General features: G+C 40.7%; 14 protein-coding genes. 8 read left to right on the forward strand and 6 right to left on the reverse strand.

The genetic code is table 11. The features are described from left to right. The coding region (gene tnpA, locus BO222_RS13745) for an IS66 family insertion sequence element accessory protein TnpA (RefSeq protein WP_198932037.1) at positions 1-241 on the reverse strand (241 nt) is incomplete at its 3' end. On the opposite strand from tnpA, the gene BO222_RS14080 reads away from it, so the two are divergent. From BO222_RS14080 to BO222_RS08050, 4 genes are all read left to right on the forward strand, one after another. Next, positions 227-1,510 carry a PTS transporter subunit EIIC gene (locus tag BO222_RS14080; protein WP_075819985.1) on the forward strand — a complete coding sequence of 428 codons (1,284 nt, stop codon included), beginning with the start codon at positions 227-229 and terminating at the stop codon, positions 1,508-1,510. The genes tnpA and BO222_RS14080 overlap by 15 nt on opposite strands. 113 nt (positions 1,511-1,623) lie before the next feature. Beyond that, complete coding sequence (locus BO222_RS08040) at positions 1,624-3,723, forward strand: BglG family transcription antiterminator (RefSeq protein WP_075819988.1); 2,100 nt, start codon at positions 1,624-1,626, stop codon at positions 3,721-3,723. A 77-nt stretch (positions 3,724-3,800) separates the two neighbouring features. Further along, positions 3,801-4,271, forward strand: coding sequence for a PTS sugar transporter subunit IIA (locus tag BO222_RS08045; protein WP_083647744.1), 471 nt, complete (start codon positions 3,801-3,803; stop codon positions 4,269-4,271). A gap of 138 nt (positions 4,272-4,409) precedes the next feature. After that, the gene (locus tag BO222_RS08050) at positions 4,410-5,666 is read left to right on the forward strand and encodes a zinc-binding dehydrogenase (protein WP_075819990.1); all 1,257 of its coding nucleotides are present in this window, start codon (positions 4,410-4,412) and stop codon (positions 5,664-5,666) included. Positions 5,667-6,098: 432 nt separating this feature from the next. Here BO222_RS08050 and BO222_RS08055 read toward each other — a convergent pair whose 3' ends face one another. Together BO222_RS08055 and BO222_RS08060 are read right to left on the reverse strand one after the other, a co-directional pair. Continuing rightward, positions 6,099-6,329, reverse strand: a complete 231-nt coding sequence (locus tag BO222_RS08055; RefSeq protein ID WP_075819992.1) for a hypothetical protein — start codon at positions 6,327-6,329, stop codon at positions 6,099-6,101. 50 nt (positions 6,330-6,379) lie between these two features. Next, positions 6,380-7,420, reverse strand: a complete 1,041-nt coding sequence (locus BO222_RS08060; RefSeq protein WP_143356980.1) for a hypothetical protein — start codon at positions 7,418-7,420, stop codon at positions 6,380-6,382. A 424-nt stretch (positions 7,421-7,844) separates the two neighbouring features. Here BO222_RS08060 and BO222_RS08065 point away from each other — a divergent pair, with 424 nt between their 5' ends. Further along, positions 7,845-8,780, forward strand: coding sequence for an AEC family transporter (locus tag BO222_RS08065; RefSeq protein ID WP_083647745.1), 936 nt, complete (start codon positions 7,845-7,847; stop codon positions 8,778-8,780). 274 nt (positions 8,781-9,054) lie between these two features. Here BO222_RS08065 and BO222_RS08070 read toward each other — a convergent pair whose 3' ends face one another. Together BO222_RS08070 and BO222_RS08075 are read right to left on the reverse strand one after the other, a co-directional pair. Continuing rightward, the gene (locus BO222_RS08070) at positions 9,055-9,312 is read right to left on the reverse strand and encodes a hypothetical protein (protein ID WP_143356981.1); all 258 of its coding nucleotides are present in this window, start codon (positions 9,310-9,312) and stop codon (positions 9,055-9,057) included. A gap of 456 nt (positions 9,313-9,768) precedes the next feature. After that, positions 9,769-11,451 carry a Na/Pi cotransporter family protein gene (locus BO222_RS08075; RefSeq protein ID WP_075819999.1) on the reverse strand — a complete coding sequence of 561 codons (1,683 nt, stop codon included), beginning with the start codon at positions 11,449-11,451 and terminating at the stop codon, positions 9,769-9,771. A 746-nt stretch (positions 11,452-12,197) separates the two neighbouring features. Here BO222_RS08075 and BO222_RS08080 point away from each other — a divergent pair. The 3 genes from BO222_RS08080 (at position 12,198) to BO222_RS08095 (ending at position 16,758) form a co-directional block, all read left to right on the forward strand. After that, the gene (locus BO222_RS08080; protein WP_075820001.1) at positions 12,198-14,888 is read left to right on the forward strand and encodes a sigma factor-like helix-turn-helix DNA-binding protein; all 2,691 of its coding nucleotides are present in this window, start codon (positions 12,198-12,200) and stop codon (positions 14,886-14,888) included. Between the two features lie 244 nt (positions 14,889-15,132). Beyond that, complete coding sequence (locus BO222_RS08085) at positions 15,133-16,215, forward strand: reverse transcriptase domain-containing protein (RefSeq protein WP_075820003.1); 1,083 nt, start codon at positions 15,133-15,135, stop codon at positions 16,213-16,215. Positions 16,216-16,416: 201 nt separating this feature from the next. Continuing rightward, on the forward strand, positions 16,417-16,758 hold the full coding sequence (locus BO222_RS08095; RefSeq protein WP_075820007.1) for a DUF6508 domain-containing protein: 342 nt from the start codon (positions 16,417-16,419) through the stop codon (positions 16,756-16,758). Positions 16,759-16,992: 234 nt separating this feature from the next. Here the strand turns inward: BO222_RS08095 and BO222_RS08100 are convergent, their stop codons facing one another. Then, positions 16,993-17,526, reverse strand: a complete 534-nt coding sequence (locus tag BO222_RS08100; protein ID WP_075820009.1) for a hypothetical protein — start codon at positions 17,524-17,526, stop codon at positions 16,993-16,995. Positions 17,527-18,093 lie beyond the last annotated feature (567 nt).

Raw genomic sequence — 18,093 nt, forward strand, 5'->3', positions numbered from 1 at the left:
ACAGAGTAACAGCGGCAGAATTGTCAGAGATGGCAGCGGCATCAATCTCCACAAACTCTATCCCTTCTGTTTTGGCAGATCTTTCCAGTCTTCGTTTCCAGTAGCCAAAAGAAGAGTAGATCAGGTCATTCTTCTGGCAGAATTCCTTCTGAGAAAGGCCGGAGAGGTGATAAGCCTGAACCTGTCTGGTCCAGAACTCCCGGTTTCCTTTTCGAGTTGGTGCATAATGGTAATTCGGCATAATGAAAAATCCTCCAGTTTCGTTGCAGACAATCTACCAACAGTTACTGGAGGATTTAACCCCGTCAAATATAAAGAACTTACTGTTGAACATGGTCTGCTGCCGCTGACCAGTCTGCTGGTTGAACCAGCTAAAGTTCTGTTTTTGAACAATGCCATTAACCATGGAATTTTCACACCACTCGGTATGGACCAGGTTAAAGAATTCGGTCAGTCCATATTCTTTATGATCGAAGCCAATCCAGGTCCTGGTCTTGGATTACTGATGGCTTATTACTTCTTTACAAAAGGTGATGCCAAAGACAACTCCGTTTCTGCTATGATCATTGAATTTTTCGGAGGAATTCATGAGATTTATTTCCCATACGTCTTAATGAATCCGATTACTCTGATCGGTCTGATTCTTGGTGGGATGACTGGAGTAATGGTCAATGTCTTCTTTGGAAGTGGTCTGGTCTCCTCCGCATCCCCTGGAAGCATTATTGCCATTCTTGGAATGTGCGCCAAAGGAAGCTATCTGGGAGTCATCCTTTCGATTGCTGCAGCCACGGCTGTTTCCTTTATTGTGAATGGTTTCCTTTTAAAAACATTTGGAAAACAGGGAAATCTTGATCAGGCCAAAGATCAGATCGCTGCTGAAAAGAAATCCGCAAAAGGAATCAAATCTTCAGCGGCAGCTATTCTGCCAAAATACAAAATCGCGTTCTGCTGCGATGCAGGAATGGGTTCTTCTGCCATGGGTGCTGAAATTTTGATTCCACATTATGCCATTAACGAAGTTCCATTAGATACCGATATTATTGTGACTCATGAATCTCTGGTTGACCGGGCAAAAAGCCGAGTCCCATCCGCCAGAATTTATCCGATCTCCAATTTCTTAGGATCCAAGGAATATGATGCGATCGTCAACGATTTACTTTATCCAGCCAATAACGATAAAGAAGAAACAAACCAGTCTGCTGCTGATTCAACAACGTCTCAAAAAATCAGCCTGGATAAAATCGCATTCTGCTGCGATGCCGGGATGGGCTCTTCGGCTATGGGTGCTGCTTCCCTGTCAAAAAAGCTGAAAGCTGCTGGAATTAACATTTCAGTTCCACACTATGCATTAAATGAAGTTCCTCAGGATACTCAGGTCATTATCACTCATGAATCATTGGTTCAGCGCGCGAAAGACAGAGCCCCGATGGCTCATATTTATCCAATACAGAACTTCTTAGGATCCAGCGAATACGATGACATCGTTAAGGATCTGAAAACAAGAATTTAAAGTTGTATCCATTCATTCCACTGCCTTTCTGATATTGGATATCGGAAGCAAGTTAGAACCATTAACAATAAACAGAGGAAACAATAGCGATCCAGAACGAAAGGAGCCTTGACATGATCTGTTCTCCAAGACTGAAACGAATTTTGCTTCTTTTACTGGAAGCGCCTGATCAGACTTATACCAAAATCGAATCTCTGGCCAATGATCTAAAGACCAGCAGACGAACCATCTTTCGGGAACTGGAAAATGTCAATGAACTGCTGGCATTAAGTGGTGTAAAAATGGAAACCCGGACTGGCAAGGGGATTCGGCTGACTGGAGAGGCCGCAAATAAGAAACTTCTGAAGGAAGACCTGAATGTGGATGATGTGACTTATGTCAATAAGGAAGAAAGAAGAAAGCTGCTTGCCTTTGAATTGCTTCGTCATGAACAGGTTCGAAAACTGATCTACTATGCCAACATGTTTCAGGTCTCCGAATCAACCATCTCTCATGATATTGAATCCCTGGAACCGTTATTTGAAGAAAATGGCATTCAAATTAAAAAAGAAGGTAAAAATCGAATTGAAATTGTCGGATCTGAAACCAGAAGACGCAATGCCATGACTCGAATTATTCATGATCAGATGAGTTTTTTGAACAATGCGGATATGGCTGATCATTCAGACGATAAATTGCGTGAAATCTTCCTGAACCAGAATCCCGACAGCATTATGAGTCTGCTCAATCAGGATATTCTGCAAAGAGTGCTTCAAATCTTTTCACTGAATCGACATGAACTCAATCTGGACCGCTTTTCTCAATCCTCTTATATCGGATTGATCCTTCATCTGGTCATTGCTATTGAGCGAATCTTAAAAAATGAATCCATCAGTGAAAACCAGGATGTATTAAAACTCATTCAGGATGATGAGAGTTTCAAAGAAGCTCGAATGATCGGATCAGAACTTGAAAAAGAATTTGATATTGAAATTCCCCAGGTTGAAACGGCATTTATAGCCATGCATCTTCAGGGATCCAAAGTTGTTTCAGTAAAGGAAAGCCTTGATCATCAATCTTCACATCCGAAAGCATCCTCCATGAAAGTCCAGACTTTTGCGGATGATCTGATTGATGGCTATGAAACTTCAATTCAGATGTCACTGCGTCATGATGAACAGTTCATGCAGGGAATTCTGACTCATTTGGAACCCGCTTTAATTCGAATGGAAAACAGCCTGCCGATTTATAATCCACTGCTTGAACCGCTCAAAAAGCAATATGGAAAGCTTTTTGAACAAAGTCAGAGTGCAGCTAAACGTCTTGAAGAAAAATATCATCTATCCATTTCAGATGAAGAAGTTGGCTTTATCACCATGCATGTCGGAGCCAGCCTGGAACGGGATGGCTTAAAGACAATTCGAAGACCCATCCATCTTGGAATTGTATGTGCTTCAGGAATCGGAGTATCTGCTTTGCTTGCAGCAAGGGTACAGAAACAATTTCAGGCTTTAGTCCACGTTCGTACACTCTCGGTCGAAGACATCAGAAATCATCACTACAAGGGAAGTGAACTTCTATTATCCACCTTTCCTCTATCTGATGATTCGATTGAAAGCATTCAGGTATCCCCTCTGTTATCAGAAAAGGACATTGAAAAAATTGAAAAGCGGATTGAAGAACTTCAAAGCATAAAGAAGGCTGAACCTGAAGAGAGCGAACTGCTCTATACAGAGCAGCTTAATATGATGATTGTACTGGCTAAAGCTCAAAAAGACATTCTTGATCATTTAAAAGTTGTAGTTGCTCAAAAGGATTCAGATCCAGATTCATTAATCTGGCAGGCCGCCAGACAATTTGAGGGTAACAGTTCACAGATTTATGAAGATCTGCTCCGAAGGGAAAAAATGGGCAGCGTAATCGCTGAAGATTATGGATTTGTCATGTTTCACGCCGCCAGTTCAGCCACGAAGGCACCTCAATTTATTCTGCTTTTCCCTCAGGAAGAGACATTTTTCGCCCGAGAATACAGCTCACTGCATTTCATAGCAGCAGCAATTATTCCTCTTGAAGCCAATAAATATGAAAGAGAAAACATGTCACTGATTTCATCGAGTCTGATTGAAGAGGAAGCCTTCCTGTATTCCATTATTTCACGGGATAAAAAGAGAATTTATGATCACCTGGTTCGGCTATTTCGAAGATACCTCGAAGAAAGACTTCGCAAAATATAACTTCAGCTGTTGAATACTGAAGTTTACGAGAAAAAGAAAATAGATAAAAAATCTGACTGAAAGAGAAGGAAAAAATTATGTTCAAAAAAATGTTCAGAAAAAAAGAGAGTGTAAATACCTCTAATGACATCCTTAACCCAGCAAATATTCGTCTCAATCAGAAAGCTTCCTGCAGTGATGATGCCATCGTATCTGTGGGAAAGCAGCTGATGAATGCCGGCTATATCGAAGAGCCTTATATTCAGGGAATGCTCAACCGCGACCATGATCTGACCACTTACATTGGAAATGACATTGCCATTCCGCATGGTGAATATGAAGTTAAAGACTATGTAAAAAAGACTGGTCTGGCCGTAGACATCTATCCTGATGGAATCGAATGGGCTGGCAACAAGGTTCGGATTGTCATTGGAATCGCCGCTACAACTGATGAACATGTTCGCATCCTGCAAAACATTGCTGAAAAATTATGCGATATGGAAATGGTCGAAAAAGTCGTTTCCGGCAATCAGGACACGATTCATCAGATTCTTGCAATCACTGAATAAGAATTGCAATCAAAGACTGAATAAATTTGAATCAGAAATGCTGTCAGACAGATCAGACATTTCAGATTCAGCTTTTTAATGAAAAAGAACAAAATCAAACACTATAACCAGAACAGGAAAAGAAAAAGAGGTAAAAATATGAAAACAAGAGCAGTACGTTTATATGGTGTGGATGATATCCGCCTTGACGAATTTGAACTTCCGGAAATTAAGGATGATGAAATCCTGGTTAAAGTCGTATCGGATTCCATTTGCATGTCAACATGGAAAACAGTTAAACAGGGAGAAAAGCATAAGCGTGTTCCAAATGATGTAAAAGACCATCCAATCATTATCGGTCATGAATTTGCCGGTGACATTATCAAAGTTGGTAAGAAATGGCAGGATCAGTTCAAGGTAGGACAGAAATTTGCTCAGCAGCCAGCAATCCCAGGTCAGATGGAATCTCCTGGATACTCCTACGATTATTGTGGAGGAGATACTGAATACTGCATTTTTCAAAATGACATCATTGAAGCCGGATGTCTTTGGACATTCGATGGAGATGCTTACTTTGCAAGCAGCGTCGCTGAACCGGTTTCCTGCTGCATTGGCGGCTATCACACCAACTACCATACTGTTCCTGGTGAATATACACATATTATGGGGACAAAAAAAGATGGTGATCTGATTATTTTAGGAGGATGCGGCCCAATGGGACTAGGTGCCATTTCCTATGGTCTGACTTATGAAAACAAACCAAAACGCATTGTGGTTACTGAAATCAGTGAAGATCGCATTAATCGTGCCAGAGAAGTTATCTCCGAGGCAGAAGCTGCTGAACATGGTGTGGAACTGATCTATGTTAATACTTCTAAGATGGAAGACCAGGTTGAAGAACTTAGAGCAATCACTGATGGAAAAGGCTATGATGACGTATTCGTTTACATTCCAAATCAGGCAGTTTGCGAAATTGGCAACAAAATCATGGCTTACGATGGCTGCATGAACCTGTTTGCAGGGCCAACCGATCCAAAATTCTCAAGCATGATTAATCTGTATGACTGTCATTACTCCCGTTCGAAGATCATTGGCTCTACTGGCGGAACAATTGATGATATGAAAGAAGCCATCGATAAAAACAATGCTGGTCTGATCAATTCAGCAGTCATGATTACGCATGTTGGCGGTCTTGATTCCGTAGTAGAAACCACAAAAAATCTTCCTGATGTACCAGGTGGTAAAAAACTAGTTTATACACACATCAATATGCCAATGACCGCAATCGAAGACTTCGCCAAACTTGGCAAAGAAGATCCATTCTTCCTTGAACTTGATGCAGTATGCAAAAAGAACAAAGGCCTCTGGTCAGCTGAAGCTGAAAAAATGCTTCTTGCTCACTTCAACCAGAATTAATTTCAATTGCTCTTTACGTTGTGAACAGAATCAAAAACTCCTTCCTTATTTTTAAGGGAGGAGTTTTTTCATGCTTATTATTACCAGAAAAGCCGTTCTTCTGTTTATTTCGTTCTATTGATTTTAATTAGTTATGTTTTTTAATCTTATTGCAGAATAGATTTTAGAAACATCTTTAAGAATTTCTTCAGGAATTCACTTTTGCTTAGTAGACTTTCAATTTATACTGCTTGAACTTTCTGCTTTCATAAGCTCAGCGATAAGCCCGGTGACTTAACGTTCTTGCTTTTTCCTGTTTTTATGTATCAATCACAACTCCATCGTATTGCTAATTTATTCTTTCTTCTGCTTTTTCGATTGCTTCTTCAAAGATCGATATTATTGGATTCATTCTTTCTTCAATCTCTTCTGTAACTGGAAATAGGATTAGAATTATTTGGAGTATATTTTAGCTATATCATTTAGAAATTCTTCTGAAATTCTCATCTTGCGCCCCAGTTCTTTTATTTGTTCATATCGAGCTTTCTCTCTTTCAGATGCTCGATGATTTGCTTCTTTCACTGCTTTTTTTGCTTCTTCTTCTTTCTTTTTTAATGCATCTGCCAGAATTCCGTCGTATTGCTGTTGTAGTTTTTCGATTTCTCCATCAAAGATCGATCTCATTGGATTCACCCCTTCTTCAATCTCTTCTGTAATTGGGAATAGGATTGGAACTATTTGGAGTATATCTTAGCTATATCATTCAGAAAATCTTCTGAAATTCCTTTCTTGCGTCCAAGTTCTTTTATTTGTTCATATCGAGCTTTCTCTCTTTCAGATGCTCGATGATTTGCTTCTTTCACTGCTCTTCTTGCTGCTTTTTTTGCTTCTTCTTCTTTCTTTTTTAATGCATCTGCCAGAATTCCATCGTATTGCTGTTGTAGTTTTTCAATTTCTCCATCAAAGATCGATCTCATCGTATTCACTCCTTCTTCAATCTCTTCTGTAATTGGAATATGATATCTTTCTTCCATTATATTCAATTTTTCACTCACATTCACATTTTTAGAAAACAAGGTATATAATAATCCGAACATTTCTGCTACATCCTTCGGTTCTCTTTTCAGATTAACCTGTACATCAACGATATGGCTTTTAAATTCTACCTGTTCCTGTTCGTCGTCCTCTCCATGACGATGACTGATTTTATACGTTCTTTCTGTACATACATTCACATCCTCATAAAGTTGAATCCAGATTGTATAAACGTCTAATGCGTCGCTGTAATTATCATTGGAAAAGTATAAGTTCTTCTGCATTGTGAGCAGTCGGGCTGCATAGACTTCCTTACGATTCTCCAGAATGTAATTCGATGGCTCTGCGGTCTGCACTTCAACATCAATCAGAGCATAGAAGTCTCCTACATGAACTTCAACAACGATATCCATGGTTATACTTCCTTCACCAATCTCCGATTGAATTGGATTCATCTGTTGTACGACAGAGTTTTTCTTTTGGCCGCGATTTGCTTTGATTTGACGAAAATTTGAATTGCCTGGTTCAAGCGGAACTTCATCAACATAAACATTCAGACCGATTCCAGCTGCAATTTCTTCAAGACTGTATTTGTTCAGTGAATAGACAGAACCTTTGAGAAGTTGGGCAAGTATATCGCGATGGGCTACGATTTTTTTAGCTTCCGTATCGTACTTTGCTCGATCTGCAGCATTCATAATGGTCAAAGCAGCCGGAGTCATTTGCTTTTTAGTTTTCATAATCATCACCTGCATTTCGTGGCTTTTCAGCCACAATTTCTTATCCACCGCAAATACAGGTTTCGACAAAATATTCTTTATATTTTTTTGATTATTTTTATTTGCGCGCGAAATATACAGATAAACAGATGGTTTTTATAAAATCTGACTCAGAGCATGAACCAAAACACTTTGACTAAGCCTGGATAAAGCCTGATTCGTCTTCAGCTTCTTAACTTAATCATGATGTTTTTTGGTCCGACTCAATAGCTATGAAAGCATTGGAAAAATTATTGAGATAGAGGACACAGAAAACGGTCAGTCAGAAATGCTCAGTCCCTTAACGATTCATGCATCTTACATTCCTCAAATTCAGCGAACGATTACAATGAAATCGGAATAGTTATCATCTGATTGCGATGATCACGATTTTCAGGAGGATCATATGATTTCTGCTCTAACCACTCTGACTCCTATTTTTTTCATGATTGTTCTGGGCTATGTTTCCAAATGCATGCACTGGATCACTCCTGAACAAAAGAACGGTGCCAATACAATTGTTTTTAATTTGCTGTTTCCGATCATGATCTTCAATCTGTTGGCTTCTACACAGATTGAAGCAGATATTTTGCCGATGACACTCTTTATTCTCGCGGCTTATTTTCTGTTTTTCTTTCTAGGAAAGAGCGTTTTTAAGAAATGGCTGGCTCCTTATGAAAGAATTTCTCCCTATTTGCTGACAACTGCGGAAGGAGGAAATCTGGCACTGCCGCTTTTTGTTTCTCTGGTTCCAGGATCTGGAGATACCGTGCTGCTCGACTTAGCTGGAGTTATTTTCTGCTTTGTCTGCATTCCGATTTTAATGAGTGTTTTTTCTTCGACAAGGCAGAGTCCAAAAGAGATTATCAAAAATATCGTGACCAATCCTTTTGTCATCTCAGCCTTTTTAGGAATTTTCTTTAACTTAACCGGGCTTTATCAATGGATTGAAGGATCTTCATTCAAAACGATTTATGAAGGAACCTTGGCGATGGCTACAGCTCCAATCATCAGCATGATTCTTTTTATCATTGGGTATAATCTTGATTTCTCCTGGAATCTGATTCAACCGGCCATCAAATTTGTAGGACTTCGAATCGTTTTGTTTGCCTGCATCATTGCCGGATTCTTTATTCTGTTTCCAGAGAGAATGGCTGATCAGGCCTTTATGATGGCTGTATTGATCTACTTTATGGGCCCAGTCGGATTTGGCGTAGTCATGCAGATTTCACCACTGATGAAAAATCAGAAAGATGAATCTTTCGCTTCCGGCGTCATTTCTCTGAATATTATCTTCGTGTTAATCATCTATGTGATTCTTGTATTGATGCAGAATCTGTAATCTCAAAGCTGAAAATGATTAAAAATTAAAGTTAAACATTAAATCCAAAAGAAGGAACATTCGATCCATCATTCAATAAATCGGATGTTCCTTCTTCTTGTTTTATTTTGACAGGATAATATCGGGTTAACGAAAGACAATGAAGACTGGCATTGAGGAGCGCGAGGAGCAATGAGACACCGCATTTTGTTGACGGATGAAAAACGGCGTCTGTCTGTTTATTGATTCACGAAAAACATTCATTCTGAATGGCGCAACAGATCTTCAGGATCCATCAATAAACGTAAATATCATCAAGCTGCAATTTTAACCAGATCGTCTTAAAGCTTTCTCCATTCAGATCAGCCTGTAACAATTCATGCAGGCTGCGCGCTTGAATACAGGCTGTTTTTGCATTATTCAACAAAATGATGGTGGATCCAGACTTTTCTACATAAGTAATCGAATATTTGCTGCCATCATATCTGAATTCAATTTTACAGCATCTGCTGATCCATCTTCTTAATTCAGGAATTTTCATAGCTCTCTCCATTCACTCAAGTCTTCTTTTTTGAGGCTAAGCCATATCTGGCTTTTTTAAACGTCTTTCTATTTTTCAGGATGCTCCTCAAATAGATTTGAAAGCAAGATGAAGGAAAACTTCATCATCAGGATGTTTTCCTGCTTGATTCAAAATCTCTACCTGAATACCATAAAGCACCCAATCCTGATTATTTGTTTCATCAAAAAAACTTATTAATTCATTATTGCTAAACCAAAATTCTTTCACATCATTTTCATAATTTAAATCATCTGTATAAAATAAAACAAAATCTCAGTTGTTCTGACCATTTATGGTTTTTCATTCATTTTAAATTTAACCAAAAGAAAAAGGCATCTTTATCTATATTTTAAAGATGCCTTTCATTTTAAAGATGCCTTTCATTTGAATTTTAAAGATGCCTTTCATTTGAAATTTTTTGTCAGTTCATTTTAAAGAACTCGAATCTTACAGAGTATTTTCTGCCACTGGAAATGGAAGACCGGTAATCATACCCGGTTTTTGCCAGGTCTTTTCATCAGACAGACGCAGACAACGCATACCAATCTGCTCATAGCAATCTGCTGCTTCAAGAGTCAGCCAGGTCGCCTGAGTGCTTCTTTCATGACCAGGATCTGGTTCAAGTTCTTCTTTACGCATCGAAGCCACCAGTTCACGGATCTGTTCATATTCTTTCATTGCTTCATCACGACGCGTCGATTTAGAAATTCCATGACGCAGACTGGCCTCCTTTAAAGCATGAGTACAAAGCGAAGAAAGAGTATTGATGTTTTCAACGACAGTTTCACTCAGTTTTTTATCTTCAAGTACTTCCTCATTGGCATCTGCGATTCTGACGCAGCAATTGACGATCTGATGCAGGTCACGGCTTGCCAGCAGATACTGCTGAATCCGGCTGGCTTCTGCTTTGGTAGTTAAGGATCGATCAATTTTTGCCAGATATTTTCGAATAGCCAGACAGGCACTGTGAAGTTCCTTACTCTGAGAAAGAATTTCATTTTCTTTTTTATTGTTAATCAGACAGTCTCTGGTTTCATCGATCAGTGCACTGCATCCTGTCGATACGCGATCGAGATCACTTCGAACGGCATTTAAGGCTGCAGTAGGCATGGTCAGCAAACGGGGATCAAGAACCATCTGTGCATCCTGTTCACTATCTGTCTTATGTCCTGGAATCAATACCTTAGAAAGCTTAACCAGCCAGTTGGCAAATGGGAACAGAACGATAGTCACCACAACATTAAATGCAGTATGGAAAATCGCAAGAGCGGTCGAATTCACATGAGCCTGCATCATCTGGGGAACAAACATAAAGTAAATTCCAGCGGCAGCGGCAACAAGAATCGAACCAATCACGTTAAATTCAAGGTGAATCATTGCTGCCCGTTTAGCATTTGTATCTCCACTTGCAGCCGAAATCATTGCAGTAACACAGGTTCCAATGTTCTGACCTAAAGCGATGTATACTGCTGAACCCCAGTTGACAGCACCAGCCGCCGCAAGAGTCTGCAAGATCCCCATCGATGCCGAAGAAGACTGAATAATTGCAGTGACAACAGCTCCTGTCAGAATACCAAGCAGTGGATTCGATCCCAGCATGGTAAACGCCTGAGAGAAGATTGGGGCATCTGTATAAGGTTTAACTGCTCCGGACATCGATGAAAGACCGGTAAAAAGCACCCCGAAGCCAATCAGGATCTTTGCGGCATCCTTAATTCGGCTGCTTTTGGCAAACATATGCATCGCTACACCGATTAGCAGAAGAGCCGGAGCAATCATGTCCGGTTTTAAGAAAGCTGCCCATTCACCCATCGAGACAATCCATGCAGTCATCGTCGTACCAATATTGGCACCCATGATGACTCCGACAGCCTGAGAAAGATTCATTAAAGACGCATTTACGAATCCGACGATCATAACGGTTACTGCACTCGATGACTGAATGATTGCAGTAACAAGAGCCCCGGCGAGAACGCCCATCAAACGATTACGGGTCAGGGATTCCAGAAGCTTGCGGGTTTTATCTCCGGCTGCTTTCTGAAGCCCTTCAGCCATGACCTCCATTCCGTAAATAAATAACCCAAGTCCTCCTGCAAAAAGCAGAATAGATTTGATCATTTCCATATTCATGTTTATAGTTTCTCCTCATGAAGCAGAGAGTTTCTGCTTGACAATCCCGCACACCAATCAGAACCGTTTCTTTTTCAATTTAAAAGATGTCAGCAGATAGTCTGATTAGTAAAAAATTAATCTGTATTTATTATTTTCTCTCTGAACTTCTAGATAACAGTTTATAGATTCCCGCAAAAAGCCGCTATCTTGGAATTGGGAAATCGCTGTAAAATTTATGTAAAGCTCATTTGAGAAATAGAAATCATTCATTGAGATCAATCATTCACAGTTTACTTATAGTCTGTGAGCGTTTTCTGTATTTTGCTTTCGTATCTGCTGTATATGCTGAAAAATTCTCTATTTTCTGCCTTTTGAACTATCGCTTACATTCATCCTCAAATCAAATCCCTTGGCTGGTTCTTTTTTTCTGCACTTCCTTCATTTTTGAACTCTCAAAGTTTTTCCTGAGATCGAAACAATGAAATCTTTATTGAGATATTCTTCAATGCAATACCATAATTATATTTTTAGATCCTGCTCTTAATCCCTGATGACCTTCTTCTGTTTTTAAGTTGCTTTGAAGTTTACTTCTCCGTAGTCTGCCTTTCTTATGGATGTTCTGCTATTCTTTTTTAAGTAACAGAATTACGTTTTTATTTTGTACTGAGAATCAGATATCGAATTTAATTGACACTAGAAATAATTCAATTGATGGATTTCTCATCGACTTTGCCATCATGATTGAAAGGGTGAAAGCAATAAAAATGAACATTATTTTTCCATATAAGAAAAAAGACCACAGTCCTATCAGTCCGGATGCCCCGATCGGTATTCAGCTATGTTCTGGTCCGGATGAAGAATTACTGATCGCAGAAACAAGCCAGCCAGCATCAACTCAGCAGCTTCCTTTTTCTGCGATGTCTGTTCGTCTTAAGCATATTCTTGAAAACAATCATCTCATTGCATGGAGAGATCTTCTATCCCTGTCCTTTTCTCAGATCAACCGGCTAACCGGGATGGGACAAGGCACAGTTGAAGAACTTCGTCAGTTGATGGAAAAGAAGCTTGCTTGTGGTATTCCGGCCAGGCTTTCGGAGTCAGAGAAAGCAAAGCTGGATGAGGCTGCTCTTTTGCATCCAGAGGAAAAAGTGCTGTTCTTTTCTCAGCTTGAGCAGTGCTGGATTATGCTGCTTCATCATTCTGATGTAAAGCGCCGAGCTGAACTCAGCCACATGCAGCCGGCACTGATTCTGCGGATGCTTCTTCGAGAACCTGCCATGAAAAATTCTCTTGATCATCTGATCCAGCAGAATTTTTCAGAGCCATTTGAGATCGGACAAATCACGAACCGCTTTTCTGTTCCGGTTGCCGAAATCCTCAAAAATGAGGTTATTCCGGATCTGCTGAAACAGGGAAAACTTGCAAATACTCCCGAAGGCCTCTTACCTGTTGAGAGTACTCTGCAAAAGTGGATTGAGTCTTTGCCTGAAAAGCAGAAACAGATTATGCAGGAAAGGCTGTTTGATGGATGGTCACTCGAACGCTCTGGAGAAAAACATCACCTCACCAGAGAGAGGATCCGCCAGATTATCAGTAAATGCGTTGCCACGGCTCCGGTTTTCTGGTTCTCTCATCTGATTTACTGGTTCAAAAAATACGATATTGACCCTGAAGCAGCAGTAATTCTGTTTGGAGTGACCCTGCCAGAAGCTCGGTTTTTGAAAAACTCCAGAACAAATACAGCCGGCCTGCCGTCCGTTTATGAAATCATTAACGATCCGAAAATGAGTCTTACTCTTTATCAGAATTATCTCAAATATCTTCACAGGAATGATCTCTGTATTGAAGGGACTATGGTTGAACGCCGGGGGACCTCTATTCTTCGTTTTCTGGCAGAACATCATGCCAGCAAGGAGGCTGTTTCTGCTTCGGAGCTGTTTGATCTTTATGAAAAGACACTGGATCTGCTGGAAATTCCTGAAGATTCTACTCTTCGCTACACCTCTGCAAGAAGTCTTGAAGGCGTCCTGATGCGATCGGAGTGGATGCTCGGAAATCACAGCCATACTTTCCGCTACTACGATCTATCACGAATTGACTGGACTGCTGCTGCCGATGAAATGGGGATTTTAAATTATGAAAACATGCTGATCAGTGCCAGGCTCATCTTTCGGGACCATTCTGAGCTGATGAAACGTCTTGATCTGCTCAATGAGTATGAACTTCATGCAGTGCTCAGAAAAACGGAACCTATCTGGAACAGAGATCAGAAACGTTCAGTGACTTTTAAGAAAAGCCCGATCATTCTTTTTGGGCAGGCAACCTATCATAATCAGCTTGTCTCTCTGATCGAAGAGCTTGGACCGGTTGCTGCTTCTGAACTGGTTGATACATACTGCCAGCTCTACGGAAATAAAAAGAGTACTGTGATCGGAACTCTGCTGCCGACAGTCAGTCAGTATAACGATAACGGGGCCTATCAGACCGATCTGCCTGTATTTACCGAAGAACAGTGCTTATTCATGCAAGACATCATGAATGACTCATTTCATACGAAAGACTGGATAGTCAGACAGTTCCGAGATCAGTTTCCGGATGCTGATGTTCTGGCTGTTAATGCCAGATCCATGAAGAAAATCGGTTACCGGCTGTATGTTCATTATGCTCTGCCTGTGCGGTTCAGGTCTTTTGAAGAATGGCTCGAAGATTATATACAGATTCATCACAGAGTCTCAACTGACATGTTTTCTGACATCATTGGCGTCAGCAGTACAATGTATGCTGCCATTTATTCCCTAAGAAAGAGTCTGCAGATCATACAGACTGATCGCTCTGAATACTGTTCTTTTGATACATATCGTCAGCTCTACCCGGGACTGACAGAAAACATGCTTCTGGACTATATAAGCGAGTCCACCACAGCTGCAACACCATATATCCTATTCAATGACTACTTCCTCAGACAGTCTGGTTTTCATCACGAAGTTTATGATCTGGACCTACCTTCTTCTGAACTCGACCTGCTGCGCAAGAACATATCTTCACAGAACTATGTGTTTTCCGGCAATGGTGTTCTGTTTGGTCATCAGCCGCTGCTGACGAGTTCTGTTCTGCGGTTTCTGCTCAGTGAAAATCCGGGTCAGACCAGTGAAGAACTTGTAAGATACTGGCAGAAAACATGGGATATTTCCATCAATCGATACAAGCTCGAAGAAATACTTGCCAACAGCGGATTCTGCAGACAGGATGAGGGATGGTATCTGAGCAAAGCTGATTACTTTGACTCTCTCAGCATGACTGAAAAAGCAGTTCAGCCAGCTTCAGTTTCAGAAGAAGCTACAGTGACTGAGTCTTTTGATCTCAAAGCACAGTCCATTCTTCTGAACGGTCCAAGTATGAATGACGAAATTCCTCAATCCTGTTCAATCAGACTTTCCGAAACACAGGAGAAATGACTACTGACCTGATCCTCAAAACTGGACCATTATTAAACATCAGTAAATCAGAACGAATAGCGGTACATTTCCTTCATAAAAGCGTGAACTGTACCGCTATTCATCTAGAAAGAATGATATTCCCTCCTCATCAGCGATGTCGCCTGTGAGACGACATAACAAAAAGCATGGTCTGCTAGAATAACAGTCCGGGCGCGGAAGGGCTTGCGAATCCGACAGCTCATAAATATGAGGAGGTGATATCATGGCCAGGAATAAGATGATCGATCGGATTTTATCCGATGAAAACATGAAAACCGTAAAACAGAGACTGTTTCAAAAAGTGGCAGATACTGAACTGAGTTTGGAAGAAATCGAAACAGCTTTTGCTGAATACAGAAGAACAAAAGACAAGATCAGAAAAGAGATTCTGAATATGAGCTGGAAACCCGAACCGGCAAAAGCAGTCCATATCTTGAAAAAAGATGGATCAGAACGAGTCGTTATGGTTCTCTCTCCTTTAGACAGACTGATCCAGGAAGCAGCTGCCGAAGTGCTTGAAAAGATGCTGAAACCGCGGCTATCGAAATCTGTTTACCAGTACGATCAGTTCATGGGTGTACGGAAAGTCCGTCAGAAATGTCTGAGCCGGCTCGCAGATGGCAGAACCTGGGTGCTGCAGGCAGATATTGAAAACTGCTCTGAAAATCTAGATCGATCAGTCGTGATGAAACATCTCGCAGAACTTTTTGAGGAAGAGGAAGCTCTTGTACTATACAGACAGCTGATTACAGTGACTGATCAGCTCTGCTTTGATGAACGGCTCGAAGCCAGAGGGATCTATGCTTCGAGCTCTCTGACCAATCTGATGATGGATCTCTGTCTGAGTGATCTCGACCGGATTCTGGATCATCAGAGTATCCGGTTCGTCCGTTACGGAGATGACTATATGCTGTTTTTCAGAACACCGGAAGAGGCAGTAGACTGGTTCGAAAAGATCAGAGAGATTCTTCATAATCAGCTTGGACTCTCTCTGAATGCTCACAAAACTGCTATTCAGAACGACAGATATGGTCCTTATCTTGGAAGGAGGTTCGTGCTCAGAAACAATAGATTCTGTATGATGAATATGGAGCAGCAGTATAGCTGTACTCGGGTCGAAGGTTACCTGATGCTGATTCCTGAAGAAAAAAAGAAATTAACAGTTCGGCTTCAAAGAAGAGGGCATCGTGAGAATAAAAAGACGAAACAGGCAAATGCAGGAGTAGACGAGCAGATCCTTGCCGGCCTGAATCAGAATCAGATCTTCTTTATCAGCAAAGAACAGCAGAGTCTGAAAAATACCTGAGTCTGATATCTCTCAGAACGGCTCAGTCGCCTGGTCTGGCTTCTGAATCTGTATTTCTTCGAATTCATTCCCCTGTTTCAGCATCAGGAACAGCAGCTGCCGGAGGATAAAAATAAAATGGGAAAATACGATTGCATAACCAGGCTGATTGATCAGTTTCCACAGAATCACAGTTATTCCGGAAAGAAAGGTAACCAACAATTGCCGATAGGAATTCTGCGCGACTTTCATACTGATTCTTTAAATGAATATGTCGATCAGCATCCTGAAGAACATCTCAGAAGCTATTTTGAGATTGTTGAAAAGGCAGGTCTGAAACGATATCTGGAGCATAAAGACGGTGAAAACGAAAATTCAATTCCTGTTGAAAAACTGGATGGTCACAGTCTGGTAGGACTGCTGATCTTTCTGTACAGGCAGGATCGGTTCTGTTCTTATGATGGAAGTGAATATCTGAAACTGTTCACGAACGGATTCATTCTCCGCTGTCTGAAACGGCTTAAAGAACTGGATGATCTGGAGAGTTCTAAGTCTGTTCAATGAGTAGTCCATGTCTGGGACAGCCGAAATCGCTGCTTTAAACATTAACCGGCATTCTGAATTGATCAAAGACCGGTTTATACTCAGCAACAAAGCCGCATCCAGTCTGGCTGAAGATGGATGCGGCTTTGCATCATTATACCGATCTTGCTGAACAGACTTTGTGAATCAGTTTTTTCAGCGACTGCTAATTTTCATCCAGCCGTTCATTTCCAGCAGAGCATTGCTTACTGCCTGTCAGCTGCCAAAAAGTCTTCCGATGGCAGTCAGCAGTCCATCAAGAAAATCCATCGGAGCAAACATGATGTAGGGCGCTGTAAAAACCGCCAGATCAAGTGCCAGTTTCTTTTTTGTTCCGGTGTCAAGATCTGTTTTGCTGAAGGACCATTTCTTATTGAACAGATAAATCAGCCATCCGGCGATCAGGACTGTCGGAATGGCTTCTATCGCACATCCTGGCCAGAAATAGAAATTGATCCCCGAAAGCAGATCCGGAAGTGTGATGCTCAAAAGAATAACGAGGATCGAATTGATCAGACAGCCGATCAGATCAGACAGAAAGCCGAACAGAAAGACTTTCAGAATGCTCTTTTTCCAGATTTCATGCATGTTTCTGATTTTTCTTAATCGGCCCGACACGATCAGCACCAGAGAATCGATCAGAAAGTTGCCGGCAAGCATAATCAGCCACATATAAGGCGACAGCAGCATAATCATATAGAGCGGAAAGATGACGTTATTCAGACGGATGCCTTTGGATTTGTTTTTCATAGTTTTATTCTGATATGAAAGCCCCCCTTGTCAAGGGCGCACTGAGGGCTAATTAATTTGTTTTTTAACTACATAAAGGGATTAGTGAATGTCATGCATAAATCCTGGAATAGATTCATCAGCTATTTAAACCAATCTGATATACGTGGATTTTCACAGGTTAATGGTTTCGCTGAGACCCCACCATCTAAAAACGCGGATTAACATAGAATAAACGTGGATAGTCAAACCTCTTACTTCCAGGACTTATGAATGACATTCATTTCTCTGAACTTTATTGTCAATTGTTCGTTAATTTCAGATAAAAAGACTTAGAGTGCTGCAAATTCTGTTAAAACTTGGTTGTTCCGTTGATTTGATTTGAACATTTATTTTTTATTGTGATGTTTTAGCTAAGTACCTCACCAGTAAGTGGATCACAGTGAGAACGATCCACAATATGATTCGTAGCCATTCCCCAGATAAAGCAAGCCATTTCTCGAGCACAAGCAGCGATCGCAATATTCCGGTTTTTTCCGTTGTTCATCATGGATTTAAACTTACTGATAAACCGTGTATTTCCTTTAT

Origin of the sequence: Ileibacterium valens, from assembly GCF_001945525.1 — a bacterium.
In the GTDB taxonomy this organism is placed as follows: Bacteria; Bacillota_I; Bacilli_A; order Erysipelotrichales; family Erysipelotrichaceae; genus Ileibacterium; species Ileibacterium valens.

Coding starts and splice junctions, on each gene's coding strand:
- BO222_RS14080 (WP_075819985.1), top strand. CDS start 227: ATGGTAATTCGGCATAATGAAAAATCCTCCAGTTTCGTTGCAGACAAT.
- BO222_RS08040 (WP_075819988.1), top strand. CDS start 1,624: ATGATCTGTTCTCCAAGACTGAAACGAATTTTGCTTCTTTTACTGGAA.
- BO222_RS08045 (WP_083647744.1), top strand. CDS start 3,801: ATGTTCAAAAAAATGTTCAGAAAAAAAGAGAGTGTAAATACCTCTAAT.
- BO222_RS08050 (WP_075819990.1), top strand. CDS start 4,410: ATGAAAACAAGAGCAGTACGTTTATATGGTGTGGATGATATCCGCCTT.
- BO222_RS08055 (WP_075819992.1), bottom strand. CDS start 6,329: ATGAGATCGATCTTTGATGGAGAAATCGAAAAACTACAACAGCAATAC.
- BO222_RS08060 (WP_143356980.1), bottom strand. CDS start 7,420: ATGAAAACTAAAAAGCAAATGACTCCGGCTGCTTTGACCATTATGAAT.
- BO222_RS08065 (WP_083647745.1), top strand. CDS start 7,845: ATGATTTCTGCTCTAACCACTCTGACTCCTATTTTTTTCATGATTGTT.
- BO222_RS08070 (WP_143356981.1), bottom strand. CDS start 9,312: ATGGAGAGAGCTATGAAAATTCCTGAATTAAGAAGATGGATCAGCAGA.
- BO222_RS08075 (WP_075819999.1), bottom strand. CDS start 11,451: ATGAATATGGAAATGATCAAATCTATTCTGCTTTTTGCAGGAGGACTT.
- BO222_RS08080 (WP_075820001.1), top strand. CDS start 12,198: ATGAACATTATTTTTCCATATAAGAAAAAAGACCACAGTCCTATCAGT.
- BO222_RS08085 (WP_075820003.1), top strand. CDS start 15,133: ATGGCCAGGAATAAGATGATCGATCGGATTTTATCCGATGAAAACATG.
- BO222_RS08100 (WP_075820009.1), bottom strand. CDS start 17,526: ATGAAAAACAAATCCAAAGGCATCCGTCTGAATAACGTCATCTTTCCG.